Origin of the sequence: Halorhodospira halophila, from assembly GCF_016653405.1 — a bacterium.
Taxonomy (GTDB): domain Bacteria; phylum Pseudomonadota; class Gammaproteobacteria; order Nitrococcales; family Halorhodospiraceae; genus Halorhodospira; species Halorhodospira halophila_A.
On the sequence record NZ_NHSN01000017.1, the window covers coordinates 25,966 to 49,795 of the forward strand.

Annotated in this window: 18 protein-coding genes; 9 read left to right on the forward strand and 9 right to left on the reverse strand. The window is 68.0% G+C overall.

What is annotated here, in order from left to right:
* Window positions 1–30 precede the first annotated feature (30 nt).
* The 7 genes from pyk to CCR79_RS06115 all read right to left on the reverse strand — a co-directional run bounded on the left by pyk (window position 31) and on the right by CCR79_RS06115 (window position 9,993).
* Window positions 31–1,464, reverse strand: coding sequence for a pyruvate kinase (gene pyk, locus CCR79_RS06085; RefSeq protein WP_201169880.1), 1,434 nt, complete (start codon window positions 1,462–1,464; stop codon window positions 31–33).
* Between the two features lie 35 nt (window positions 1,465–1,499).
* Window positions 1,500–2,684: a phosphoglycerate kinase gene (locus tag CCR79_RS06090; RefSeq protein ID WP_201169882.1), complete on the reverse strand. Its 1,185-nt coding sequence runs from the start codon at window positions 2,682–2,684 to the stop codon at window positions 1,500–1,502.
* Between the two features lie 50 nt (window positions 2,685–2,734).
* On the reverse strand, window positions 2,735–4,741 hold the full coding sequence (gene tkt, locus CCR79_RS06095) for a transketolase (RefSeq protein WP_201169884.1): 2,007 nt from the start codon (window positions 4,739–4,741) through the stop codon (window positions 2,735–2,737).
* A 129-nt stretch (window positions 4,742–4,870) separates the two neighbouring features.
* Window positions 4,871–7,213: a nitric oxide reductase activation protein NorD gene (locus tag CCR79_RS06100; RefSeq protein ID WP_201169886.1), complete on the reverse strand. Its 2,343-nt coding sequence runs from the start codon at window positions 7,211–7,213 to the stop codon at window positions 4,871–4,873.
* 40 nt (window positions 7,214–7,253) lie between these two features.
* The gene (locus CCR79_RS06105; protein WP_201169889.1) at window positions 7,254–8,060 is read right to left on the reverse strand and encodes a CbbQ/NirQ/NorQ/GpvN family protein; all 807 of its coding nucleotides are present in this window, start codon (window positions 8,058–8,060) and stop codon (window positions 7,254–7,256) included.
* Between the two features lie 132 nt (window positions 8,061–8,192).
* The gene (locus tag CCR79_RS06110; RefSeq protein WP_201169891.1) at window positions 8,193–8,552 is read right to left on the reverse strand and encodes a ribulose bisphosphate carboxylase small subunit; all 360 of its coding nucleotides are present in this window, start codon (window positions 8,550–8,552) and stop codon (window positions 8,193–8,195) included.
* 19 nt (window positions 8,553–8,571) lie between these two features.
* Complete coding sequence (locus tag CCR79_RS06115; protein ID WP_201169894.1) at window positions 8,572–9,993, reverse strand: form I ribulose bisphosphate carboxylase large subunit; 1,422 nt, start codon at window positions 9,991–9,993, stop codon at window positions 8,572–8,574.
* A 198-nt stretch (window positions 9,994–10,191) separates the two neighbouring features.
* Between CCR79_RS06115 and CCR79_RS06120 the strand changes: the two genes are divergently transcribed.
* From CCR79_RS06120 to CCR79_RS06130, 3 genes are all read left to right on the forward strand, one after another.
* A complete protein-coding gene (locus CCR79_RS06120) occupies window positions 10,192–11,148 on the forward strand; it encodes a LysR family transcriptional regulator (RefSeq protein WP_011813846.1) in 957 nt (318 codons plus the stop codon).
* Between the two features lie 98 nt (window positions 11,149–11,246).
* Window positions 11,247–11,927, forward strand: a complete 681-nt coding sequence (rpe, locus tag CCR79_RS06125) for a ribulose-phosphate 3-epimerase (protein ID WP_201169896.1) — start codon at window positions 11,247–11,249, stop codon at window positions 11,925–11,927.
* 47 nt (window positions 11,928–11,974) lie between these two features.
* Window positions 11,975–12,862, forward strand: a complete 888-nt coding sequence (locus CCR79_RS06130) for a phosphoribulokinase (RefSeq protein ID WP_201169898.1) — start codon at window positions 11,975–11,977, stop codon at window positions 12,860–12,862.
* Between the two features lie 106 nt (window positions 12,863–12,968).
* Here the strand turns inward: CCR79_RS06130 and CCR79_RS06135 are convergent, their stop codons facing one another.
* Window positions 12,969–13,211 carry a hypothetical protein gene (locus CCR79_RS06135; protein ID WP_201169901.1) on the reverse strand — a complete coding sequence of 81 codons (243 nt, stop codon included), beginning with the start codon at window positions 13,209–13,211 and terminating at the stop codon, window positions 12,969–12,971.
* A gap of 173 nt (window positions 13,212–13,384) precedes the next feature.
* On the opposite strand from CCR79_RS06135, the gene hemB reads away from it, so the two are divergent.
* From hemB to aroE, 4 genes are read left to right on the forward strand one after another with little or no spacing between them, the layout of a single operon-like run.
* Window positions 13,385–14,434, forward strand: coding sequence for a porphobilinogen synthase (hemB, locus tag CCR79_RS06140; RefSeq protein ID WP_201169904.1), 1,050 nt, complete (start codon window positions 13,385–13,387; stop codon window positions 14,432–14,434).
* Between the two features lie 4 nt (window positions 14,435–14,438).
* A complete protein-coding gene (locus CCR79_RS06145) occupies window positions 14,439–15,113 on the forward strand; it encodes a TIGR00153 family protein (protein ID WP_201169907.1) in 675 nt (224 codons plus the stop codon).
* Between the two features lie 3 nt (window positions 15,114–15,116).
* Window positions 15,117–16,367, forward strand: coding sequence for an inorganic phosphate transporter (locus CCR79_RS06150; RefSeq protein ID WP_201169910.1), 1,251 nt, complete (start codon window positions 15,117–15,119; stop codon window positions 16,365–16,367).
* A 14-nt stretch (window positions 16,368–16,381) separates the two neighbouring features.
* Window positions 16,382–17,194 carry a shikimate dehydrogenase gene (gene aroE, locus CCR79_RS06155; protein WP_201169912.1) on the forward strand — a complete coding sequence of 271 codons (813 nt, stop codon included), beginning with the start codon at window positions 16,382–16,384 and terminating at the stop codon, window positions 17,192–17,194.
* Window positions 17,195–17,219: 25 nt separating this feature from the next.
* Here aroE and CCR79_RS06160 read toward each other — a convergent pair whose 3' ends face one another.
* Window positions 17,220–17,654, reverse strand: coding sequence for a MaoC family dehydratase (locus CCR79_RS06160; protein WP_201169914.1), 435 nt, complete (start codon window positions 17,652–17,654; stop codon window positions 17,220–17,222).
* Window positions 17,655–17,915: 261 nt separating this feature from the next.
* Between CCR79_RS06160 and gltB the strand changes: the two genes are divergently transcribed.
* On the forward strand, window positions 17,916–22,376 hold the full coding sequence (gltB, locus tag CCR79_RS06165) for a glutamate synthase large subunit (RefSeq protein WP_201169915.1): 4,461 nt from the start codon (window positions 17,916–17,918) through the stop codon (window positions 22,374–22,376).
* 41 nt (window positions 22,377–22,417) lie between these two features.
* A complete protein-coding gene (locus CCR79_RS06170) occupies window positions 22,418–23,827 on the forward strand; it encodes an FAD-dependent oxidoreductase (protein WP_201169916.1) in 1,410 nt (469 codons plus the stop codon).
* Window positions 23,828–23,830 lie beyond the last annotated feature (3 nt).

Below are 23,830 nucleotides of genomic sequence, written 5' to 3' on the forward strand. Positions count from 1 at the left end.
CTCGACTCCTCCGCTATCTGTGCATTCACTCTAGAGATAATCGTCCACGCAGACGATGCGCAACGTGTTCGTACCGCCCGCGGCACCGAGCTCCTCGCCGTGGGTGACCAGGACGTAGTCGCCCTGGTTGACCAGTCCCTGACGGGAGAGGCGCGCCAGTAGCCGGCTCTTGAGGGCGTTGAGGTCCTCCTGCTCGGCATCGAACTCCAGCGGATAGACGCCGCGGTAGAGGGTCACCCGCCCCCGGGTCTCCGGGTGGCGGGTCAGGACGTAGATCGGCAGCCCCGAGCTAATCCGCGACATCCACGAGGCCGTTCCCCCGGATTCGGTGATGGCGATCAGCGCCTTGATGGAGAAGTGGTTGGCGGCGTACATCGCCGCCATGGCCACCGTCTCGTCGACCTGTGTGAAGTGCTCGTCCAGCCGGTGGTGGGAAACCGTCACCGTGCGACTGCGCTCGGCCGCCCGACAGACCCGGTCCATGGCGGCCACCGTCTCGGCCGGGAACGAGCCGGTGGCGGTTTCGGCCGATAGCATCACGGCGTCGGTGCCGTCCCGCACGGCGTTGGCCACGTCGAAGACCTCGGCCCGCGTCGGGATGGGGTTGTCGATCATCGACTCCATCATCTGCGTCGCCGTGATGGCCACCCGGTTGCGAGCCCGGGCGGTCTGGATGAGCTGCTTCTGGACCTCGGGCAACGCAGCATCGCCGATCTCCACGCCGAGATCGCCGCGGGCGACCATGATGGCATCGGCGGCATCCATGATCTCCTCGGCGGCGTCCAGCGCTTCGGCGCGCTCGATCTTGGCCACGATCCCGGAGCGCCCACCGGCCTCGGTGAGCAGCCGCCGGGCCTCGTGGATGTCGTCAGCGCACCGCGGGAACGAGACCGCCACGTAATCGGCGGCCAACTCGGCGGCCGTAACGATATCGACCCGGTCCTTGTCGGTGAGCGCCGGTGCGGAGAGCCCGCCACCGCGGCGGTTGATGCCCTTGCGATCGCTGAGTTCACCGCCAACCTGCACGGTGGTGTGGACGGCGGTCCCCTCGATGCGCTCGACCCGGACCACCAGGCGGCCGTCGTCGAGCAGCAGTTCGTCGCCGGGATGCAGGTCATCCGGCAGGGCCCGGTAGGCGACCCCGACGCGGGTGTGGTCCCCAGCATCCGGATCCACGGCGGGATCGAGGATAAAGGGGTCGCCGCGGCGCAGCTGGATCGGGCCATTGCGAAAGCGCTCGATGCGGATCTTCGGCCCCTGCAGATCCACCAGCACCCCGACACGGCGACCATGGGCCTCGCCCCAGGCGCGCACGGCCTCGACCCGCTGGCGGTGGTCGCTGGCCTCGCCGTGGGAGAGGTTGATGCGCACCACATCCACCCCGGCGGCGAGGACGGCCTCCAGGCCCTCGGGCCGGTCCGTCGCCGGCCCGAGGGTCGCCAGGATCTTGGTTCTGCGGGGCATCACGCCACCGACTCCCTGACTGAGTACCGCGTCGATCACGAATGCGCCGCCGCGTGCTGCTCGAGGGCCGCAACACCGGGCAGCTCGCGACCCTCGAGGAACTCGAGGAAGGCGCCACCGCCGGTGGAGATGTAGGAGACCCGCTCGGTGATGCCGAACTGCTCCACGGCGGCCAGGGTGTCACCGCCGCCGGCGATCGAGAAGCCGTCACTGGCGGCAATGGCCTCGGCCAGTGCCTCGGTACCGCCGGCGAAGGGCGCCATCTCGAACACGCCCACCGGGCCGTTCCAGACCACCGTACCGGCATTGCGCAGCATGCCGTCGTAGCGGGCACGGGTCTTCGGCCCGACATCGAGGATCATCTCGTCGTCGGGCACGGCCTCCACCGGGTGGACGCTGGCCTCGGCGTCCGCGGAGAACTCCCTGGCGGTGATCACATCCTCGGGGATCGGGATCTCGCCACCCTTGGCGCGGGCCTCTTGCATCAGGCGCTTGGCGGTTTCGACGAAGTCAGCCTCATAGAGGGACTTGCCGACGGAGTATCCCGCCGCGGCAATGAAGGTGTTGGCGATCCCGCCGCCGACAATGAGCTGATCCACCTTGTGAGTGAGCGCCTCCAGCACCTGCACCTTACCGGAGACCTTGGAGCCGCCGACGATGGCGATCATCGGCCGGGCCGGGTTGTCCAGCGCCTTGCCCAGGGCCTCCAGCTCGGCGGCGAGCAGCGGACCGGCACACGCCTCGGGCGCGAAACGGGCCACGCCGTGGGTGGAGGCCTGGGCACGGTGCGCGGTGCCGAAGGCATCCATGACGAAGACATCGCACAGTGCCGCCATGCGTCGGGCCAGATCCTCGTCGTCCTTGGTCTCGCCGGGCTGAAAGCGCACGTTCTCCGCCAGCGCGACGCCGCCCTCGGCAACGTCGACGCCATCGAGCCATTCACGCACCACCGGCACCTCGCAACCCAGGATCTCGCCCAGGCGGCGGGCCACCGGAGCCATCGAGGCCTCGGCGTCGTATTCGCCCTCCTTGGGCCGCCCGAGGTGGGACATCACCAGCACCCGGCCACCGGCCTGCATGGCCTGGCGGATGCTCTCGGCGGCAGCGCGCACGCGGGTATCGTCGGCGACCTGGCCCTCCTTGATCGGGACGTTCAGGTCCTCGCGGATGAGCACCCGCTTGCCCGCCAGGTCGAGATCGGTCATGCGCTTCGCTTTCACGGCCACTCTCCTCTAGTCGATTCTGGTTCTGCGCCCGCGGGCGGGGGCCCTCAGCCGAGGACCCGCCGGCCCGCATCAGCCACGCTGTCCGCGGTCAGGCCGAAGTGCTCGTAGAGTTCCGGCCCCGGCGCCGATTCGCCGAAGGTGTCGAGGCCGACTACGAGGCCGCACTGACCGACCCAGCCCTGCCACAGGCCGGTGGCACCGGCCTCGACGGCCACCCGCGGTACATCACCGGGCAGCACCTGCTGACGGTAGGCCTCGTCCTGCGCGCAGAACGCCTCGACACAGGGCATGGAGACCACGCGAACGCTGCGCCCCTCGCCCTCGAGACGGTCCCGGGCCGCCATGGCCAGATCCACCTCGGAGCCGGTGGCCAGGATGACCAGCTCGGGCTTGCCGGAGCCGGCCTCCTTGAGGACATAGCCACCGCGGGCGATGGACCGGGCTTGGTCGCCGCTGCGCTGCTGCGGCTCCATGCCCTGGCGCGACAGTGCCAGCACGCTCGGTCCGTCCTCGCGGGCGATGGCCGCCGCCCAGGCCGCTGCAGTCTCCTGGGCGTCACACGGACGCCAAACGTGCAGGTTGGGGATCAGGCGCAGACTGGCCAGCTGCTCGACAGGCTGGTGCGTGGGTCCGTCCTCGCCGAGGCCGATGGAGTCGTGGGTGTAGACCATCACCACCCGCTGCTTCATCAGCGCCGCCATACGCACGGCGTTGCGGGCGTAGTCGGAGAAGATCAGGAAGGTGCCGCCGTAGGGGATGAACCCGCCGTGCAGGGCGATGCCGTTCATGATAGCGGTCATCCCGAACTCGCGCACGCCGTAAAAGACGTAGTTGCCGTCGGGCTGCTCCTGGCTGACCGTCGAGCAACCGTCCCACCAGGTGTTGTTCGAGCCTGTCAGGTCGGCGGAACCGCCGAGCAGCTCGGGCAGTTGCGGCCCGAAGTGACCGAGCACCGCCTGGGAAGACTTGCGGGTGGCGTCCTTCTTGCCGCCGGCGAACTTCTCCAGGCCCTCGGCAACCAGCTCCTGCCAGTTGCCCGGCAACTCACCGCGCATCCGCCGCTCCAGCTCGTCGGCCAGCTCGGGGTGTTCCTTGCGGTACGCCTCGAGGCGCTCGCCCCACTCCTGGAGCAGCTGCTCGCCACCAGCACGCGCATCCCACGCCTTGTAATGGGCTTCGGGGATCTCGAACGGGCCGTGCTCCCAGCCCAGCTGCTTGCGGCAGGCGGCGATCTCCTCTTCGCCCAAGGGGGCACCGTGCACGCCAGCGGTGCCGCACTGATTGGGCGCACCGAAGCCGATCACCGTCTTGCAGTCGATCAGCGTCGGGCGGCTGGTATCGGCGCGCGCCTGCTCGATGGCCTGCCGCACGGCCTCGCCGTCGTGACCATCCACCGGGCCGATCACCTGCCAGCCGTAAGCCTCGAAACGCTTGCGGACATCCTCCGTGTACCAGCCCTCGACGTTGCCGTCGATGGAGATGCTGTTGTCGTCGTAGAAGGCAATCAGCTTGCCCAGCCCCAGGGTGCCGGCCAGCGAGCACGCCTCATGGGAGACCCCCTCCATCAGGCAGCCGTCGCCCATGAAGACGTAGGTGTAGTGATCGATGATCTCGTGGCCCGGGCGGTTGAAGCGCGCCGCCAGCATCCGCTCGGCCAGCGCCAGGCCAACGCTGTTCGCCAGCCCCTGGCCCAGCGGCCCGGTGGTGGTCTCCACGCCCGGCGTGTAGCCGTACTCCGGGTGCCCCGGGGTCCGGGAGTGCAGCTGGCGGAAGTTCTTGAGGTCGTCGGTGGTGAGGTCGTAGCCGGTCAGATGGAGCAGCGCATACTGCAGCATCGACCCGTGACCATTGGAGAGGACGAAACGATCGCGGTCGAACCAGCCCGGCCGCTGGGGCGCATGGCGCATGTAGTCCCGCCACAGCACCTCGGCGATGTCCGCCATACCCATCGGTGCCCCCGGGTGGCCGGAGTTGGCCTTTTGGACAGCGTCCATGGCCAGGGCGCGAATGCCGTTGGCGAGCTCTCGTCGGCTCAGTTCGGTCGACGCCATGTTCTACCTCCCTCAATGGAATATTGTTCTGTTGCGGCTCGGGTCGAGCATGCCGCCATACTGCCCCGAAACTTTACGGATCGCGAACGATCAGCAAAAGCAAACCGTCCTGATCGTCCGAATAAGCGGCTACCGGGTCAGCTGGGCGAACACCGCCGGCAGGCGCTCCGGCAGGCGCTCCACGTGCTCGACCACCGAGTAGCCGCTGGCCCCGAAGATCCGTGACACGTAGGCGTCCGCGTCCCGATCCAGGGTCAGGCAGTAGCTGGTCACTCCTCGGGCGGACAGCTCCTCGGCAGCCTTGCGGGCGTCGTGGCGCAGGTACTGCGGATCCCGCACGTCGACGTCGTGCGGCTCTCCGTCGGTGACGATCAATAACAGCTTGCGCCGCTGCGGTTGACGCACCAAGTGGGCCCCGGCGTGGCGCATTGCCGCGCCCATGCGGGTCGAGTACTGCCCGCGCATCCCAGCCAGGCGGGACTTCGCTTCCTCGCTCCACGGCTGATGGAAGTCCTTGAACCGGTAGTACTGGACGTCGTGCCGACCGTCCGAGGAGAAGCCGTGGACGGCGAAGGGGTCACCGATGCCGTTGATGGCCCAGCCGAGCAGCGAGGTGGCCTCGCGGGTCAGCTCGATGACGGTCTTCTCGCTGCCGCCCATAGCGTCGTTGGTGGACTCGGAGAGATCGAGCAGAAGCAGCACCGACAGATCCCGGGTCTTACGGATGTAGCGGGTGTTGATGCGCGGATCGGGGCTCATGCCCAGGCGCAGGTCGACCATGGAGCGCACGGCGGCGTCGATATCCAGCTCGTCGCCGTCCTCCTGTCGGCGCTCGCGGATCACCCCCTGGGGCTGCAAGGCGTCGACGAGGTAGCGCAGGCGGCTGGCCACCGGCCGGTAGTCCTTGAGGACCTGGTCCATGACCTCGGGGTCGCCGCGTTTCGGACGGCGCTCGACCACCGTGACCCAGTCGGGGCGATTGAGCTGGACCTGGTAATCCCACTCCGGGTAATGGAACGGCGGGCTGGCCGGCTCCACCCCTTCCATCTCGTTGTAGCTGACCCCGAAGTCCTCGTAGGGGAAGAGCTCCGTCCCGAGGACCCAGACCTCCTGCGCGTCGTCGCCGGCGAGTTCGCAGTCAACCTCGTTGACGAACTCCATCAGGTTGACCTGGCGGCGCACCTGCCGGTGGCTGGCCGGGATGTACTCCGCCTCGAGCCACTCCTCCTCATCGCTGGCGAAGAGGTAGCGGTTGTCGTCGCGGTAAGGGACGGCCATCCGCTGCAGGACGCGGGCCGATGGCATGGGGTAGCGCTGCGCCAGGCTATTGTGCAGCTCCATGCCCAGCTCCCACGACAGCCCCACGTCCCGGGGGCGATCGGCGAAGTGGTAGTGGAAGATCTCGCGCACCTGCTGGACCCAGGGGTCGTCGTCGGCGTACTCCGGGTCAAGCAGGGCGTGGGCAGCCCGCTCCAGGCGCTCGACCACCGGATCCAGCTCCGCCTCGCGCTCGGCGGCCCGGGCCCGGTGGAAAGGCAGCCACAGCCGCTGCAGCCCCGGAAACTCGTCGATGGCCAGCGCCTCGACCCGGGCGTCCTCGATCAGGCCGATGACGGCCATCTGCGCCGGATTGAGCATCTCGGGCGAGAGCGGCTCGATGGTATGGACCAGGTGCGCGGCCGCGTGGGCGGCCGCGGCCCGATAGAGGTCCTTGCCCGGCAGCCCGTGGTAGTCGTCGTAAGCGTCGGGCAGATGGATCACCCGCTGCTCGATGAACGGCTTGTACCCCTCGCGGGTCTCGAAGTCCCCGGAGGTCGGCCGCATGAAGAAGTCCCGGGCCCAGAGCGCACGCAGGTAGAAGTTGAGCTTGCGCTGGTTATCCACCAGCAGCGTGCCGCGGCGCTCCTGCTGGAGCATCGCCTGACTGTCGGCACTCTGCAGGCCGAAGTAGGCGCGCTGCTGCTCGAAATCGCGGGCGTGGGCCTGGGCGCCCCACAGCGCCCAGCGCCGGAACCCGCCCAGGGTGAGCTTGGAGAAGAGCTCGTCGAGGTTCTCGAGCATCGGCCGCAGGCCGCGCGGAGCCTTGGCCGAAAGCTGGTGGACGAGGTTCAGGAACTGGCGCAGCAGCTCCGGATCGCCGAGCCGTCGCGCGGCAGTGGGTAAGCCGGCCAGCAGCAGGGCAATCACCTGGCCGCTGACCATCGAGGAGAGCTTCATGGCGGCAGTGACCACCTCGGTGAGCACGTCCTCGCCCACTTCCTTGGCCACCGCAGGCATCGCCTCCAGGTAGCAGATGACCAAGTCGGCGCCGCGGCCCAGCTCGGCCAGGGCCCGGGCCCCTTCCAGGTAGTTGTGCAGCCCCCGTGGCGACATCACCCGCGACGCCTCGGCGAAGCTCGCCTCCAGCGTCTCGGCGATCCGCGGATCCGCCGCCACCAGGGTCTCACGGTAGTCCTCGAGGCGCACCGTCATCGCAATCCCCCGCACTGCCCCCGGGTGATCACCCGGTCGTTCAGAAGTAGGTCGCCACCGCCTGATCCAGCGTCTCGCGCATGTCCGGATCGTCGGTCAGGGGGCGCACCAGCGACATGGTGCAGGCTGAGCGCGGCTCGATGCCCTTGGCGATCAGGTTGCCGGCGTAGACCAGCAGACGCGTGGAGATCCCTTCATCCAGCCCGTGACCTTTGAGGTTGCGGGCGCGGTGGGCGATCTGCACCAGCTTGTCGGCGATATCGCTGTCGACGCCGGTCTCGTGGGCGACGATCTCCGCCTCGGCCGCGGCCTCCGGGTAGTCGAAGTCGAGGGCGCCGAAACGCTGCTTGGTGGACTGCTTGAGGTCCTTCATCAGCGACTGATAGCCGGGGTTGTAGGAGATCACCAGGTGGAAGTCCGGGTGGGCGTGCACCAGCTCGCCCTTCTTCTCGAGCGGCAGGGTGCGCCGGTGGTCGGTCAGGGGGTGGATCACCACGGTGGTGTCCTGACGCGCCTCGACCACCTCGTCGAGGTAGCAGATGGCGCCGATCCGCGCCGCGGTGGTCAGCGGCCCGTCCTGCCAGCGGGTGCCATTGGCGTCGAGCAGGTAGCGGCCCACCAGGTCGGCGGCGGTCATATCCTCGTTGCAGGCCACCGTAACCAGGGGACGCTGCAGCTGCCAGGCCATGTACTCGACGAAACGAGACTTGCCGCAGCCGGTCGGCCCCTTGAGCATCACCGGCATGCGGGCCTGGTAGGCGGCCTGGTAGAGATCGACCTCGTCACTGACCGGCCGGTAGTACGGCGCTTCAGTGACGCGATACTGGTCCACATCGTGCTCGGTCATCGGCCCCTCCGCTCGGGTACTGGCTTTTCGAATGGCGACGGGGGCGATCCCGGCCACCATTCGAAAAGCAGCGGTGCGGTCCCGGCGACCACCGCCCGGCGCGGGCGGCGATCGCCGGGCACACCTCGGCCACTAGGCGTCGATGGGACCCCGATAGATCACCATCGCGGTGCCCTGCGTCTGCCGGTAGTTGTCGTAGCCAATCAGGCGCACGTGGTGCTCCGGGTGCTCCTTGTGGCACGCCTCGGCCTCTTTGAGGATGGCGTCCACGTCGGTCTCGCCGAACATCGGCAGCTTCCACATGTACCAGTAGTGGTCGAAGGCGTTCTCCGGCTCGGTGTGCTCGATGGCCGGGTTCCAGCCCTGGTCGACGATGTACTGGACCTGCTTGCGGACGTCCGCGTCGCTCATCTCCGGCAGGTAGGAGAAGGTCTCGAAGCGACGGCTGTTCGGATCGGACAGCTTGGACTTGTAATCCTGGATCTCACTCATTGCTCAGTCTCCTTCCCCTTTACCGGTGCGCCGTGTCCAGCTTGTCCACGGTGTCGAACTCGAACTTGATCTCCTTCCACGTCTCCATGGCGGCCTTCAGCTCGGGGCTGCTCTTGGCGGCCTCGGTGAGGATCTCCTTGCCCTCCTTCTCGAGCTCGCGGCCCTCGTTGCGGGCCTTGACGCAGGCCTCCAGGGCCACGCGGTTGGCCGCGGCGCCGGCGGCATTGCCCCAGGGGTGGCCCAGCGTACCGCCGCCGAACTGGAAGACCGCATCGTCACCGAAGATCGACAACAGAGCCGGCATGTGCCAGACGTGGATCCCGCCGGAAGCGACGGCGAAGGCGCCCGGCATCGCGCCCCACTCCTGATCGAAGAACAGGCCGCGGGAGCGGTCCTCCTCGATGTAAGGCTTGCGCAGCAGGTCGATCCAGCCCAGCGTCGACTGGCGGTCACCCTCGAGCTTGCCGACCACCGTTCCGGTGTGCAGCTGGTCGCCGCCCATCAGGCGCAGGATCTTGGTCAGCACCCGGAAGTGGATGCCGTGGTTCGGGTTGCGGTCGAGCACCGCGTGCATGGCGCGGTGGATGTGCAGCAGCATGCCGTTGTCGCGGCACCAGTTGGCCAGGCCCTGGTGGGCACAGAAGCCGGCGGTGATGTAGTCGTGCATGATGATCGGCGCGCCGATCTCCTTGGCAAACTCGGCACGCTTGTACATCTCCTCCGGCGTCGGGGCGGTGACGTTGAGGTAGTGGCCCTTGCGCTCACCGGTTTCCTCCTCGGCCTTGTGGATCGCCTCCATGACGAACTCGAAGCGGTCGCGCCAGCGCATGAAGGGCTGGGAGTTGACGTTCTCGTCGTCCTTGGTGAAGTCGAGACCGCCGCGCAGGCACTCGTAGACCGCGCGGCCGTAGTTCTTGGCCGAGAGGCCGAGCTTGGGCTTGATGGTGCAGCCGAGCAGCGGCCGGCCGTACTTGTTCATCTTGTCCCGCTCGACCTGGATGCCGTTCGGCGGCCCGGGGCAGGTCATCACGAAGTGCAGCGGGAAGCGCACGTCCTCCAGGCGCAGGGCGCGCACGGCCTTGAAGCCGAAGACGTTGCCCACCAGCGAGGTGAAGACGTTGACGATCGAGCCCTCTTCGAAGAGGTCGATGGGGTAGGCGATGAAGGCGTAGAAGGCCTCGTCGTCGCCCGGCACGTCCTCGACCTTGTAGGCGCGACCCTTGTAGTGCTCCAGGTCGGTGAGCAGGTCGGTCCAGACCGTGGTCCAGGTCCCGGTGGAGGACTCGGCGGCGACGGCGGCGGCCGCCTCCTCGCGGTCCACGCCGGGCTGCGGCGTCACCTTGAACACGGCCAGAAGGTCGCTATCCTTGATCTTGTAATCGGGCTCCCAGTAGGTCTCCCGATAATCCTTGACGCCCGCGGTGTACGTCTTGCTAGCCATCGATCCTCTCCTCAAGCGTTTCTGCTCGTAAGTCCAAACACGCCCCGGGGCTTTGATGAGCAGCACCGGTTCTTGTGGCTGCCCCTTGCGGCATGTCTTCAGACAGCATAGCCTTGCAGTTCAAGAAGAAAAAGAAATTGTTTTTGGTGCTTGGATAAGTTTTCCATTATTAACAAGCATTGGGGGAGGCCCAGGAGGATGAACATCACACTACGGCAGCTACAGGTGTTCGAGTCTGTAGCCCGACATCTCAGCTTCACCCGTGCCGCCGAGGAGCTGTATCTCACGCAGCCGGCGGTCTCCATGCAGATCAAGCAGCTCGAGCAGCAGGTCGGACTGCCCCTGTTCGAGCAGATCGGTAAACGAATCTACCTCACCGAGGCCGGCGAGGAGGTGCGGCGCTATGCCCAGCGCATCTCCGCCGAACTGCGCGAGCTCGCCGACGGCCTCGAAGCCCTGCGCGGGCTGAACAGCGGCCGACTGCGACTGACGGTGGCCTCGACCGCCAACTACTTCGCCACCGACCTGCTCGCCGCCTTCACCCGGCGACAGCCCGGGGTGACGTTCCAGCTAGAGGTCACCAACCGGGAGGGGGTGATCCGCCGCATTCAGGACAATGAGATGGACCTGGCGGTCATGGGTCGCCCGCCGGAGGGGCTGGATGTCGCCGCCGAGGCCTTCATGCCGAATCCGCTGGTGATCATCGCCGCGCCGGACCACCCACTGGCAGACGGCTCGCCGATCCCACTCGAACGCCTGCAGGACGAGCTCTTCGTGCTGCGCGAGCAGGGCTCGGGCACCCGCAACGCGGTCCAGCGCGTGCTCGAGGAACGCGGCATGAACCTGCGCGGCGGACTCGAAATGAGTTCCAACGAGGCCATCAAGCAGTCGGTACAGGCCGGACTCGGGCTCGGCGTCGTCTCCATCCACACCGTAGCCCTGGAGCTCGAGCTGGGCCGGCTGCGGGTGCTCAACGTCGAGGGCTTCCCTCTGGAGCGGCAGTGGTACCTGGTCCACCGCTCGGGCAAGCGCCTCTCGCCGGCGGCGGAGGCGTTCCGTCAGTTCATCCTCGACGAGGCCCACCGGCACTGGCAGGTCCCGGAGACGCCAGGGGTTGCGCCCCCGCAGGAACCGCCGCTGCAGGCCGTTCCGTGAGCCCGTTTATTCCAATAATCATCAATCCTTAGTTCCCCGCGGGGCGCCCCGGGCTTAGCTTGCCGGGGCGCCCTGGGTTCAAGCCGGGAGGAGTACCCATGAACAAGCCGTGGATCGCACCGTCCATCCTGTCCGCCGATTTCGCCCGCCTGGGCGATGAGGTCAACGCCGTTCTCCGGGCCGGCGCCGATGCCATCCACTTCGATGTCATGGACAACCACTATGTCCCCAATCTGACCATCGGCCCGCTGGTCTGCCAGGCGCTGCGCGATCACGGCATCACTGCGCCCATTGACGTGCATCTGATGATCAAGCCGGTGGACCGGATCATCCCCGATTTCGCCGCGGCCGGGGCCGACTGGATCACCTTCCACCCCGAGGCCAGCGAGCACGTCGACCGCTCCCTGAGCCTGATCCGCGAGCACGGCTGCCGGGCCGGCCTGGTCTTCAACCCGGCCACGCCGCTCGACTGCCTGCGCTACGTCGCCGATAAGGTCGACATGGCGCTGCTGATGTCGGTCAACCCCGGCTTCGGGGGGCAGAAGTTCATCCCCGGGACCATCGACAAGATCCGCGAGGCGCGGCAACTGATCGATGAGCTGAACCCGGACGCCCGCCTGCAGGTCGACGGCGGGATCAAGGCCGAGAACATCCGTCAGGTGGCCGAGGCCGGCGCGGACACCTTCGTGGCCGGCTCGGCGGTCTTCGGGGCCGAAGACTACGGCCAGGCCATCGCCGATATGCGCAAGGAGCTCGAGGCTGCGCACCGCGCCGGTTGAGCTCGCGTTCAAGGGAATTTCTAGTCAGCGAGCAAGAGGGTCAAGCCATGTCCGAGAAGCATCCCATCATTGCGGTCACAGGCTCCTCCGGGGCAGGGACCAGCACCGTCAAGAACGCCTTCGAGCACATCTTCCGCCGGGAACAGGTCACCCCGGTGGTGATCGAGGGCGACGCTTTCCACCGCTTCAACCGGCAGGAGATGCGCGACCAGCTGGCCCGAGCCGCCGAGGAGGGGCGCAACCTGAGCCACTTCGGGCCGGAGGCCAACGTCTTCGACGAGCTCGAGCACTCCTTCCGCCGGTACGGCCAGGAGGGCATCTGTCGACGCCGCAGGTACCTTCACAGCGATGAGGAGGCGGAACCCTACGGACTGCGCCCCGGCGAGTTCACCGACTGGGAGGACGCCGGCCAGGACAGCGATCTGCTCTTCTACGAGGGGCTGCACGGCGGCGTCGTGACCGAGGAGCACAACGTGGCGCAGCACGTGGACCTGCTCGTCGGCGTGGTGCCCATCGTCAACCTGGAGTGGATCCAGAAGATCCATCGCGACGGCGCCGAGCGCGGCTACACAGCCGAGAAGACCGTGGACACCATCCTGCGGCGCATGCCGGACTACGTGAACTACGTCACGCCGCAGTTCTCGCGGACCGACATCAACTTCCAGCGCGTACCCACGGTGGATACCTCGAACCCGTTTATCGCCCGGGACGTGCCGACGCCGGATGAGTCCTTTACGGTGATCCGCTTCCGTCAGCCGGAGCGCTTCGGGATCGATTTCCCGTACCTGCTGAACATGATCCCCGACTCCTTCATGTCGCGGCGGAACACCATGGTGGTCCCCGGCGGCAAGACCGGCTTCGCCATGGAGCTGATTATGACGCCGATCATCCACGAGTTCGTCGAGCGCAGTCGCAAGCTCAAGGGCTCGCGCTAGGCGGCGCGACCCGCGGCCGGCAGGAGAAACCGAAAGAGGGGGCGTCACCGCGGTGACGCCCCCTCTTTATTCGGGATCGACCCACCTCGGGGCGGGCCGTCAGGACTTAGAACTGCTCTTCGAGATCCTCGTCGCCGAAGTCATCCTCGAAGTCGTCATCGAAGTCGTCATCAAAGTCGTCCTCGAAGTCATCAAAGGCCTCGTCCTCGTCCATCGGGGCCGGCTCATCGCCCTCCGGCATCTCCTCGAACTCGTCGAGCTCCTCGAAGTCGTCGCCGCCGCCGCAGCCCGCCAGCGTCAGCCCGCCGGCGATGGTCAGGACCCCCAGGATGGTTGCCAGCTTGCGCATCAGTCCTCTCCTCTCTAGGCGATTTGGAATGATCCGGGGAAGCGCGCATCAGCACGCGCCCCCGCCTCAATCACAAGGACACCGGCACACTGCGTCAAGTTCCCCCGGGGTGAACCCTTGGGCGACGCCAGGGGAGCGGGCATAATCAAGGCCTTCAACGGCAGCGTGAAACAATGGAGGCGGTCGTGACACGGAGCTCCCAACCGCAGTTCAATGGCGGCTACCCCCTACGGCGCCCGCGCCGGATGCGCCGCGACGCCTTCTCCCGCCGACTCATGCGGGAGACTCGGCTCGGCCCGGAGGATCTGATCCAGCCGGTCTTCGTCCTCGACGGCGAGGATCGCACCGAGCCGGTGCCCTCCATGCCCGGCGTCGAGCGCATGACCATCGACCGACTGGTCCAGGAGGCGCGGGAGCTGCACGCCCTCGGCATCCCGCTGATCGCCATCTTCCCGGTGACCCCCGCCGAAGTGAAAAGCGAGGACGCGCGCGAAGCCTACAACCCGAGCGGCATCGCCCAGCGCGCCGTGCGTGCGGTCAAGGATGCGGTCCCCGGGATGGGCGTCATGACCGACGTCGCCCTCGACCCGTTCACCAGTCACGGCCAGGACGGGCTGATCGACGAAACCGGCTACGTCATGAACGAGGAGACCGTCGAGGTCCTGGTCCGCCAGGCGCTCTCCCACGCCGAGGCCGGAGCCGACGTGGTCGGCCCCTCCGACATGATGGATGGCCGCGTGGGGGCGATCCGCAGCGCCCTGGAGTCCCACGACCACCGCAATGTGCGCATCCTCTCCTACGCGGCCAAGTACGCCTCCTGCTACTACGGTCCGTTCCGCGATGCCGTGGGCTCCTCGGACAACCTCGGCAGCGGCGTGGCCGGACCGGGCAAGGACAGCTATCAGATGGACCCGGGCAACAGCGACGAGGCCCTGCACGAGGTGGCCCTCGATCTGCAGGAGGGGGCCGACATGTTCATGGTCAAACCCGGCCTCCCCTACCTGGACGTCATCCGGCGGATCAAGGACGAATTCGGGGTGCCGACCTTCGCCTACCAGGTCAGCGGCGAGTACTCCATGCTCAAGGCAGCCGCCCAGAACGGCTGGCTCGACGAGCGCGAGTGCGTGCTCGAGGCGCTGCTCTCGCTGCGCCGGGCGGGCGCCGATGGCATCCTGACCTACCACGCACGGGCTGCGGCTCAGTGGATGCGCGAAGAGGACTGAGATCTTGAAGAGCTACTTCGCCCGGATCTTCGGCTCCTCGCCGGTCGCACCTTTGCAGCAACACATGGCCGAGGTGGTCGACTGCGTGGAGGTGCTGCCGGAACTCTTCCGGGCCTCGGCGGCGGGCGACGTGCAGCGCATGCGCGACGCCCACCGCCAGATCGTCCAGCACGAGCACGAGGCGGACCGCCTGAAGAAGGAGATCCGCGCACACCTGCCGCCGGATCTGTTCATGCCGTGGGACCGGCGTGACTTCCTCGAGCTGCTGCGCGCCCAGGATCGGATCGCCAACAAGAGCAAGGACATCGCCGGGCTGATGATCGGCCGCCAGATGCAGTGGCCGGCGGCACTGGAAGAGGCCACCCTGGGTCTGCTCGATCAGGGCATCGAGGCGGCCCGCCAGGCCAAGGCCTCGGTACGCGAGCTCGATGAGCTGGTCGAGGCCGGCTTCCGCGGCGCGGAGCTGGAGATCGTCGAGAGCCTGCTGGACAAACTCGACGACGTAGAGGCCGAAACCGACCGCATGCAGGTCCAGCTGCGCTCGCAGCTGTTCGAGATCGAGCGCGAGCTCTACCCGGTGGATGTCATGTTCCTCTACCAGATCATCGAGGCCCTCGGCACCCTCGCCGACCGTGCCCAGCAGACGGGCGCCCGCTTTCAGATCCTGCTCGCGCGCTGAGGCATGGAATACGCCGTCGTCTACCTGGCCCTCGCCGCTGCGTTCGGACTGTTCATGGCCTGGGGCATCGGGGCCAACGACGTGGCCAACGCCATGGCCACGTCGGTGGGCTCGCGGGCACTGACCATTCGCCAGGCGGTGGTGATCGCCGCCATCTTCGAGTTCGCCGGCGCGGTGCTCGCCGGCGGCGCGGTGGCAGCCACGGTCCGCGGCGGCATCGTCGACACCTCATCACTGGTCGGCGAGGAGGAGATCCTCGTCTTCGGCATGCTCGCCGCCCTCGCCGCCGCTGGCTGCTGGCTGCTGGTGGCCTCCTGGCGAGGTTGGCCGGTCTCCACCACGCACTCGATCATCGGCGCCCTGGTCGGCTTCGGTATCGCCGGACTGGGCTGGGGGGCCATCCACTGGCCGGCCGTCGGGCAGGTGGCCGCCAGCTGGGTCACCTCGCCGCTGATCGCTGCGGTGGTCAGCTTCGCCCTGTTCCGCTCAGTGCAGATGCTGGTCCTTGACCGCCGCCATCCGCTGGAGGCGGCCAAGAAGTGGGTGCCCTTCTATATCTTCCTCACCGGGTTCTTCGTCTCGGTCATCACCCTCTTCCGTGGGCTGCAGCACATCGGGCTGGAGCTGGGCTTCGCCACCAACCTCCTGCTGTCGCTCGCCATCGGCCTGGTCATGGCCTGGGCCGGCAAGCTGGCGATCCATCGCACCCGCTTCGACGAGCGCCCTCACCGGCGCTACCAGTTCCGTAACGTCGAACGGGTCTTCGCCGTACTGATGATCATCACCGCCTGCGCCATGGCCTTCGCCCACGGCTCCAACGACGTAGCCAACGCCGTCGGGCCGGTGGCCGCGGTGGTCGCCACCGTGACCAGCGGCGAGATCCAGCCCGAGGCACCGGTCCCGGTGTGGGTCCTGGTCCTGGGCGCAGTGGGTATCGTCGCTGGATTGCTGATGCTCGGCCGCCACGTCATCGCCACAGTGGGCAAGAACATCACCCAGCTCACCCCGAGCCGGGGGTTCGCCTGCAATCTGGCCACCGCCGGGACCGTGGTCACCGCCTCGGGCATCGGCCTGCCCATCTCCACCACCCACACCCTGGTCGGGGCCGTGCTCGGCGTCGGGCTGGCCCGTGGACTGGCCGCCATCGACCTGCGGGTGGTGACCGGGGTGTTCATGTCGTGGCTCGTCACCCTGCCCGCCGGTGGCATCCTCGCCGTGGTCTTTTTCTACTTGCTCTACTGGAGCTTCGGCTGAACCGGGACAGACCCATGAGCGATCACTACGCCGTCGTCGGCAACCCGATTGCCCACAGCAAATCACCCCAAATCCACGCCCGCTTCGCCGCGGAGGTAGGGGCCGACCTGTTCTACCAGCGCTTGTGGGCCCCGGAGGAACACTTCGACGCCGTGGCGCAAGCGTTCTTCGCCGGCGGCGGCCACGGGCTCAACGTCACCGTGCCGTTCAAGGAGGCAGCCTGTGCCTTCGCCGACACCCTCAGCGAGCGGGCCCGAACCGCCGGCGCCGTGAACACCCTGCGCGCCGAGGCCGACGGTCGCCGCTTCGGCGACAACACCGACGGTATCGGCCTGCTGCGCGACCTGCGCGACAATCACGGGGTCCAGCTGGCCGGCCGGCGCCTGCTCCTGCTCGGCGCCGGCGGCGCCGCCCGAGGGGTCCTGAGCGAGCTGCTCGCCGAGGGGCCACAGACGCTGGTCATCGCCAACCGCACGGTGAGTCGCGCCGAGGCCCTCGCCTCCGCCGACACGCGCATCCGCGGTTGCGGCTTCGAAGCGCTGCACGGGCATACCTTTGACGTGGTACTGAACACCACCGCCGCCGGGCTGCAGGGCGAGATGCCACCCCTGCCCGACGACTTGCTCGCCCCCGGCGCCGCCGCCTACGACCTGGTCTATGCCGACGGCGACACGCCGTTCATGGCCTGGGCACGGGCGCGCGGCGCCGCCGTGGTCTGCGACGGTCTGGGCATGCTCGTTGAGCAGGCAGCGGAATCGTTCTATCTCTGGCGCGGCACCTACCCGCAGACTGCTCCGGTCATCGAGGCGCTGCGCGGCGGGGCCTGAACCGCCTGTCTACGCGCGGGGCCGCTCAGGCCTCGCGGCTGTTGACCATGACCTCGGCCTCACCGGTGAGCACGGTGCGCTTGCGCACGTAGCAGCGGGTATCCAGGCGCACGCGATGGCGCTCGCGCTCCACCTCGATGACTGTGGCCTCGGCGCGCACGGTGTCACCGATGCGCACCGGCGCCTGGAAGCGCAGCTGCTGACCGAGGTAAATGGCCCCCGGCCCCGGCATGCGGGTGCCGAGGACGCAGGAGATCAGCCCACCGAGGAACAGCCCGTGGGCGATGCGCCCCTTGGCGAAGGTCGTCGAGGCAAACTCCTCGTTGATGTGCACGGGGTTATTGTCCCCGGAGAGGCCGGCGAAGAGGACCAGGTCGGCCTCGGTGACGGTCCGCGTGTAGGATCCCGCCATCCCCGGCTCCAGATCCTCGACGCAATACCCCTGCAGCTCATGAACCATGCGCTTCTTGCTCCCGCTCGCCGTCGTTGAACGCGGTAAATACGGATGGTGACTGGGTTGTCACTCTGACACGCGCGGGTGCAAAAAGGCCAGTGGGACGCCGTGCCGGACCGCCGGCAATCGGCGTTTGCGCCCACGGGGGCTCGTGCATATACTACCGTCCCGCTTTTGTCGGCGGGTGATCGACACCGGCGGCGCACCGCGCCCAGAGGGCCGGCCGCCCCCTGAAAAAAACGACCCCGCAGCATCCCAGAGGCGACCGTGACGGACGAAAACGCACCCGGCCTGTACCGGCCCAGCTTCGAACGAGACAACTGCGGTTTCGGGCTGATTGCCCATATGGATGGTAACCCCAGCCATTGGCTCATCGAAACCGCTGTAGCCGCCCTCGGGCGACTCACTCACCGTGGCGCGGTGGCGGCCGACGGCAAGACCGGCGACGGCTGCGGCCTGCTGCTGACCAAGCCCGACGCCTTCCTGCGCGCCGTGGCAGAGGAGGCTGGCCTGGAACTCGGCGAGCAGTACGCCGTGGGCAGCCTGTTCCTCCACCCCGACGACCAGCGCGCGGAAGCCGCCCGCGAGGCCCTACGTGAGGCGCTGCGCAGCCAGGAGCTGGAGCCGGCCGGATTCCGCGAGGTCCCGGTGGACCCCTCGGCGCTGGGGGCCCAGGCCCTCCAAACCCGTCCCCGGATCGAACAAGTCTTCGTCAACGCCGATCCGGGGATGGAGGCCCAGGACCTGGAACGGCGGTTGTTCATCGCCCGCCGGCTTACCGAGAAGGCAATCAGCAGCGAAGACGAGGTCTTCTACGTCGCCAGCCTTTCGGGCCGGGTCCTCTCCTACAAGGGGCTGGTGATGCCGGATTACCTCCCCTCCTTCTACCAGGACCTTCAGGACCCGCGCCTCGCCTCTTCCCTTTGCGTCTTCCACCAGCGTTTCTCCACCAACACCCTGCCCCAATGGCGCCTCGCCCAGCCGTTCCGCTACCTGGCCCATAATGGCGAGATCAACACCATCCAGGGCAACCGCAACTGGGCCAATGCCCGGGCTTTCACGCTGAACACCCCGCTGATCCCTGACATGGAAGCGGTGCACCCGCTGGTCAACAGCGAGGGTTCCGATTCCTCGAGCCTCGACAACATGCTCGACGTGCTCCTCCAGGGGGGGATGGACATCTTCCGCGCCATGCGCCTCCTCATGCCCCCGGCTTGGCAGAACGTCGACTCTATGGACGCGGACCTGCGCGCGTTCTACGAGTACCACTCCATGCACTGCGAGCCCTGGGACGGTCCGGCCGGCATCGTCCTCACCGACGGCCGCCACGCCGCCTGCACCCTGGATCGCAACGGCCTGCGGCCGGCACGCTGGGTGATGACCCGCGATCGCCACATCACCCTGGCCTCGGAGATCGGCGTCTGGGACTACGACCCGGCCGAGGTGGTGGCCAAGGGGCGACTCAAGCCCGGCGAAATGCTCGCCGCCGATACCGAAACCGGACAGCTGCTCACTCCCGAGCAGATCGACGAGCGGCTGATGCGCCGCAAGCCTTATAAGGTCTGGCTCAGCGACCACCTGCGCCGCCTCGAGCCCCTCGCCGGCCACGACGGCCGCACGCCGCAGCTCGATGCCAAGGCCCTTGAAGTCCACCAGAAGCTCTTCGGCGTCTCGTTCGAGGAGCGCGACCAGGTGATGAAGGTGATGGCCGAGGACGGCCAGGAGGCCGTCGGCTCGATGGGCGACGACACCCCACTGCCGGTGCTCTCGCGCAAGGTCCGAGCCCTCTACGACACCTTCCGACAGCAGTTCGCCCAGGTCACCAACCCGGCGATCGACCCGCTGCGCGAGCGGATCGTGATGTCGCTGGAGACCTGTCTGGGCCGGGAAAAGAACCTCTTCGACGAGTCCGAGGATCACGCCAAGCGCATTACCGTGGACTCGCCGGTGCTCTCCGGCGCAAAGTTCGCGGCGCTCAAGGCCCTGGACGACCCGGAGTACGCCCACACCGTCATCGACCTGACCTACGACCCCGCTCAACTGAGTCTGCGCAGCGCCATCGAGGCCGTCGCCGCCGAGGCCGAGGCAGCGGTCCGCGCCGGGTCGACGCTGGTGGTGCTCTCCGACCGCCGGGTCGAGCGCGGCCGGCTGACCATCCACGCCCTGCTGGCCACCGGCGCCGTCCACCACCGCTTGGTGGCCCGGGGCCTGCGCTGCAACGCCAATCTCATCGTCGAGACCGGCACCGCCCGCGACCCCCACCACATCGGCTGCCTGATCGGTTACGGGGCAACCTGCGTCTACCCCTACCTCGCCTACGAAGTCGTGGCCGAGATGGCCCGCTCCGGGCGGATCGAGGGGGACGTCGAGGAGCTCTGCCTCAACTACCGCAAGGGGCTGAACAAGGGGCTGTACAAGATCCTCTCCAAGATGGGGATCTCCACCATCGCCAGCTACCGCGGGGCACAGCTGTTCGAGTCCGTGGGCCTGTCCGACGAGGTGGTGGACCTGTGCTTCACCGGCACCACCAACCGCATCCAGGGCATGGACTTCACCGACCTCGAGGCCGACGCGCGCGAACTGGCCCGGCGCGCCCACCGCCCCACCGAACTCCTCGACCAGGGCGGGGTCTTCAAGTACGTCCACGGCGGCGAGTACCACTGCTACAACCCCGAGGTGGTCTCCTACCTGCAGCAGGCGGTGGAGAACGGCGACTACGCCACCTACAAGCGGTTCGCGGACGAGGTGAACCAGCGCCCCACCGCCACCCTGCGTGATCTGCTCGGGCTCAAGGCCCCGGAGCAGGGCATTGCGGTGGACGAGGTCCAGCCCATCGACGACATCCTCACCCGGTTCGACTCCGCCGGGATGAGCCTCGGGGCGCTGTCGCCAGAGGCCCACGAGGCCCTGGCCATGGCCATGAACCGCCTCGGCGGCCGGTCGAACTCCGGCGAAGGCGGCGAAGACCCGGCCCGCTACGGCACTGATCGGGTCTCGAAGATCAAGCAGATCGCCTCGGGGCGCTTTGGCGTCACCCCGCACTACCTCGTCAACGCCGAGGTGCTGCAGATCAAGGTGGCCCAGGGCGCCAAGCCCGGCGAGGGCGGACAGCTGCCGGGGCACAAGGTCAATGAGATGATCGCCCGGCTGCGCTACTCCAAGCCCGGGGTGGCCCTGATCTCGCCGCCGCCGCACCACGACATCTACTCCATCGAGGACCTGGCGCAGCTGATCTTCGACCTCAAGCAGGTCAACCCGCAGGCGCAGGTCTCGGTGAAGCTGGTGGCCGAGGCCGGCGTCGGCACCGTGGCCGCCGGCGTGGCCAAGGCGTATGCCGACCTGATCACCATCGCCGGCTACGACGGCGGCACCGGCGCCAGCCCGCTGACCTCCGTGAAGTACGCCGGCGGCCCGTGGGAGCTGGGCCTGACCGAGACCCACCAGACCCTGCGCGCCAACGACCTGCGCGACAAGGTGCGGCTGCAGGCCGACGGCGGCATGAAGACCGGCCTGGACGTGATCAAGGGGGCGATCCTCGGCGCCGAGAGCTTCGGCTTTGGCACCGCGCCCATGGTGGCCCTCGGCTGCAAGTACCTGCGCATCTGCCACCTGAACAACTGCGCCACCGGCGTGGCCACCCAGGACAACGTCCTGCGCCTGAAGCACTTCGTCGGGACCGCTGAGAAGGTGGCGAACTACTTCCGCTTCGTCGCCGAGGAAACCCGCGAGTGGTTGGCGTTGCTCGGTGTACGCCGGCTCGAGGACCTCATCGGGCGAACCGACCTGCTGGAGATCCTGCCCGGCGAGACCGAGCGCCAGGGGCGTCTGGACCTGTCGCCGATCCTCTCCGACGGCGGTGTCCCCGAAGACAAGCCCAAGCGCTGCCTGGAGCCGTCCAACGTGCCCTTCGACAAGGGCGAGCTGGCCGAGCGGATGGTGGCCGACTGCCTACCGACCATCGAGGCCGGCACCGGCGGTGAGTTCCACTACACCCTGCGCAACAACAACCGCTCCATCGGCGCCCGGCTCAGCGGCGAAATCGCCCGCCGCCACGGCAACCAGGGCATGGCGAACAGCCCGGTCACCCTACGCCTGACCGGTACCGCGGGGCAGAGCTTCGGCGTCTGGAACGCCGGCGGGCTGCACATGGTGCTCGAGGGGGACGCCAACGACTACGTGGGCAAGGGCATGGCCGGCGGTAAGCTCGTCCTCTACCCACCCGAAGGCAGCCGGTTCGAGGCGCGCAAGACCACCATCATGGGCAACACCTGCCTCTACGGCGCCACCGGCGGGCGGCTCTACGCCGCCGGCACCGTCGGCGAGCGCTTCGGTGTGCGCAACTCCGGCGCCACCGCGGTGGTCGAGGGCGTCGGCGACCACGGCTGCGAGTACATGACCGGCGGCGTGGTCTGCGTGCTCGGGCCCACCGGGGTCAACTTCGGTGCCGGCATGACCGGCGGTCTCGCCTTCGTCCTTGACGAGGCCGGCACCTTCGCCGACCGCTACAACCACGAGCTCATCGACATCCACCGACTGCAGTCGGAAAACATGGAGGCTCACCGCAACTACCTGCGCGAGCTGATCCGCGAGTTCGTGGCCGAGACCGGCAGCGTGTGGGGACGGGCGGTCCTCGACGACTTCCGCGGCTACCTGCCCCGCTTCTGGCTGGTCAAGCCGAAGGCCGCCGATCTTCACACCATCCTCGATACGCTCCGCCAGGCGGCCTGACGGCCGCCGGCGGCGCCCGAGCACGGACGGATTAGTCAGCCATGTCCAGCAGTGTCTTCCAGTTCCTCGAGATCCCGCGCCGCGACCCGGACAAGCTCCAGGTCGACGAGCGCATCCGCCGCTTCGCCGAGATCTACGGCCGCTACGACGAGCAGACCGCCGCCGCCCAGGCGGGGCGCTGCCTCGACTGCGGCAACCCCTACTGTGAGTGGAAGTGCCCGGTCCATAACTACATCCCGCACTGGCTGCGGCTGGTGGCCGAGGGCAACCTGTTCGAGGCCGCGGAACTCTCCCACAAGACCAACACCCTGCCCGACGTTTGCGGTCGCGTCTGCCCACAGGACCGGCTCTGCGAGGGGGCTTGCACCCTCAACGACGGCTTCGGTGCAGTGACCATCGGGTCGGTGGAGAAGTACATCAGCGACGAGGCCCTGCGCCAGGGCTGGCGGCCCGATGTCAGCGACGTGGTCGACACGGGCAAACGGGTGGCGATCATCGGCGCCGGTCCCGCCGGGCTTGGTGCGGCCGACGTGCTCGCCCGCAACGGGGTCCGGCCGGTGGTCTTCGACCGCTACCCGGAGATCGGCGGCCTGCTGACCTTCGGCATCCCGCCGTTCAAGCTCGACAAGGACATCGTCCGCCGGCGCCGCGAAATCCTCGAGGGCATCGGCGTCGAGTTCCGCCTCAACACCGAGGTCGGGCAGGCGGTCAGCTTCGACGAACTCCTCGCCGAGTACGACGCCGTCTTCCTTGGTACCGGCACCTACACCTACATGCGCGGCGGCTTCCCCGGCGAGGATCTGCCCGGGGTCTACGAGGCGCTGCCCTACCTGGTCTCGAACATCAACCGCGAGGAGGGCTGGCAGGGCACCGAGGACGAGTTCATCGACATGCGCGGCAAGCGCGTCGTGGTCCTCGGCGGCGGCGACACGGCCATGGACTGCAACCGCACCGCCATCCGGCAGGGGGCGGCCAGCGTCACCTGCGCCTACCGCCGCGACGAGCAGAACATGCCCGGCTCCCGGCGCGAGGTCGAGAACGCCAAGGAGGAGGGCGTCGAGTTCCTCTGGAATCGCCAGCCAATCGAAGTCATTGGAGAAAACCACATCGAAGGGGTTAAGGTAGTCCGGACCGAGCTCGGTGCCCCGGACGAACACGGGCGACGCCGGCCGGAGCCGGTGCCCGGCTCCGAAGAGGTGCTGCCGGCCGACAGCCTCATCATCGCCTTCGGCTTTCGGCCCAGCCCGCCGCATTGGCTGGAGCAGCACGGCGTCGAGCTCGACGATTGGGGCCAGGTGCGGGTCAGCCGGCAGGACGGAACCTTCGGGCAGACCACCAACCCGAAGATCTTCGCCGGCGGCGACATGGTCCGCGGCTCCGATCTGGTCGTGACGGCTGTCTGGGAGGGCCGTGAGGCAGCCAAGGGCATCCTTGATCACCTACAGGTATAGGAG

What these genes read in the sequence shown, in the direction of transcription:
- pyk (WP_201169880.1), bottom strand. Translation starts at nt 1,464, where the DNA reads ATGCCCCGCAGAACCAAGATCCTGGCGACCCTCGGGCCGGCGACGGAC.
- CCR79_RS06110 (WP_201169891.1), bottom strand. Translation starts at nt 8,552, where the DNA reads ATGAGTGAGATCCAGGATTACAAGTCCAAGCTGTCCGATCCGAACAGC.
- CCR79_RS06120 (WP_011813846.1), top strand. Translation starts at nt 10,192, where the DNA reads ATGAACATCACACTACGGCAGCTACAGGTGTTCGAGTCTGTAGCCCGA.
- CCR79_RS06105 (WP_201169889.1), bottom strand. Translation starts at nt 8,060, where the DNA reads ATGACCGAGCACGATGTGGACCAGTATCGCGTCACTGAAGCGCCGTAC.
- CCR79_RS06115 (WP_201169894.1), bottom strand. Translation starts at nt 9,993, where the DNA reads ATGGCTAGCAAGACGTACACCGCGGGCGTCAAGGATTATCGGGAGACC.
- CCR79_RS06160 (WP_201169914.1), bottom strand. Translation starts at nt 17,654, where the DNA reads ATGGTTCATGAGCTGCAGGGGTATTGCGTCGAGGATCTGGAGCCGGGG.
- hemB (WP_201169904.1), top strand. Translation starts at nt 13,385, where the DNA reads ATGGAGGCGGTCGTGACACGGAGCTCCCAACCGCAGTTCAATGGCGGC.
- CCR79_RS06135 (WP_201169901.1), bottom strand. Translation starts at nt 13,211, where the DNA reads ATGCGCAAGCTGGCAACCATCCTGGGGGTCCTGACCATCGCCGGCGGG.
- tkt (WP_201169884.1), bottom strand. Translation starts at nt 4,741, where the DNA reads ATGGCGTCGACCGAACTGAGCCGACGAGAGCTCGCCAACGGCATTCGC.
- CCR79_RS06170 (WP_201169916.1), top strand. Translation starts at nt 22,418, where the DNA reads ATGTCCAGCAGTGTCTTCCAGTTCCTCGAGATCCCGCGCCGCGACCCG.
- CCR79_RS06150 (WP_201169910.1), top strand. Translation starts at nt 15,117, where the DNA reads ATGGAATACGCCGTCGTCTACCTGGCCCTCGCCGCTGCGTTCGGACTG.
- CCR79_RS06130 (WP_201169898.1), top strand. Translation starts at nt 11,975, where the DNA reads ATGTCCGAGAAGCATCCCATCATTGCGGTCACAGGCTCCTCCGGGGCA.
- aroE (WP_201169912.1), top strand. Translation starts at nt 16,382, where the DNA reads ATGAGCGATCACTACGCCGTCGTCGGCAACCCGATTGCCCACAGCAAA.
- CCR79_RS06100 (WP_201169886.1), bottom strand. Translation starts at nt 7,213, where the DNA reads ATGACGGTGCGCCTCGAGGACTACCGTGAGACCCTGGTGGCGGCGGAT.
- rpe (WP_201169896.1), top strand. Translation starts at nt 11,247, where the DNA reads ATGAACAAGCCGTGGATCGCACCGTCCATCCTGTCCGCCGATTTCGCC.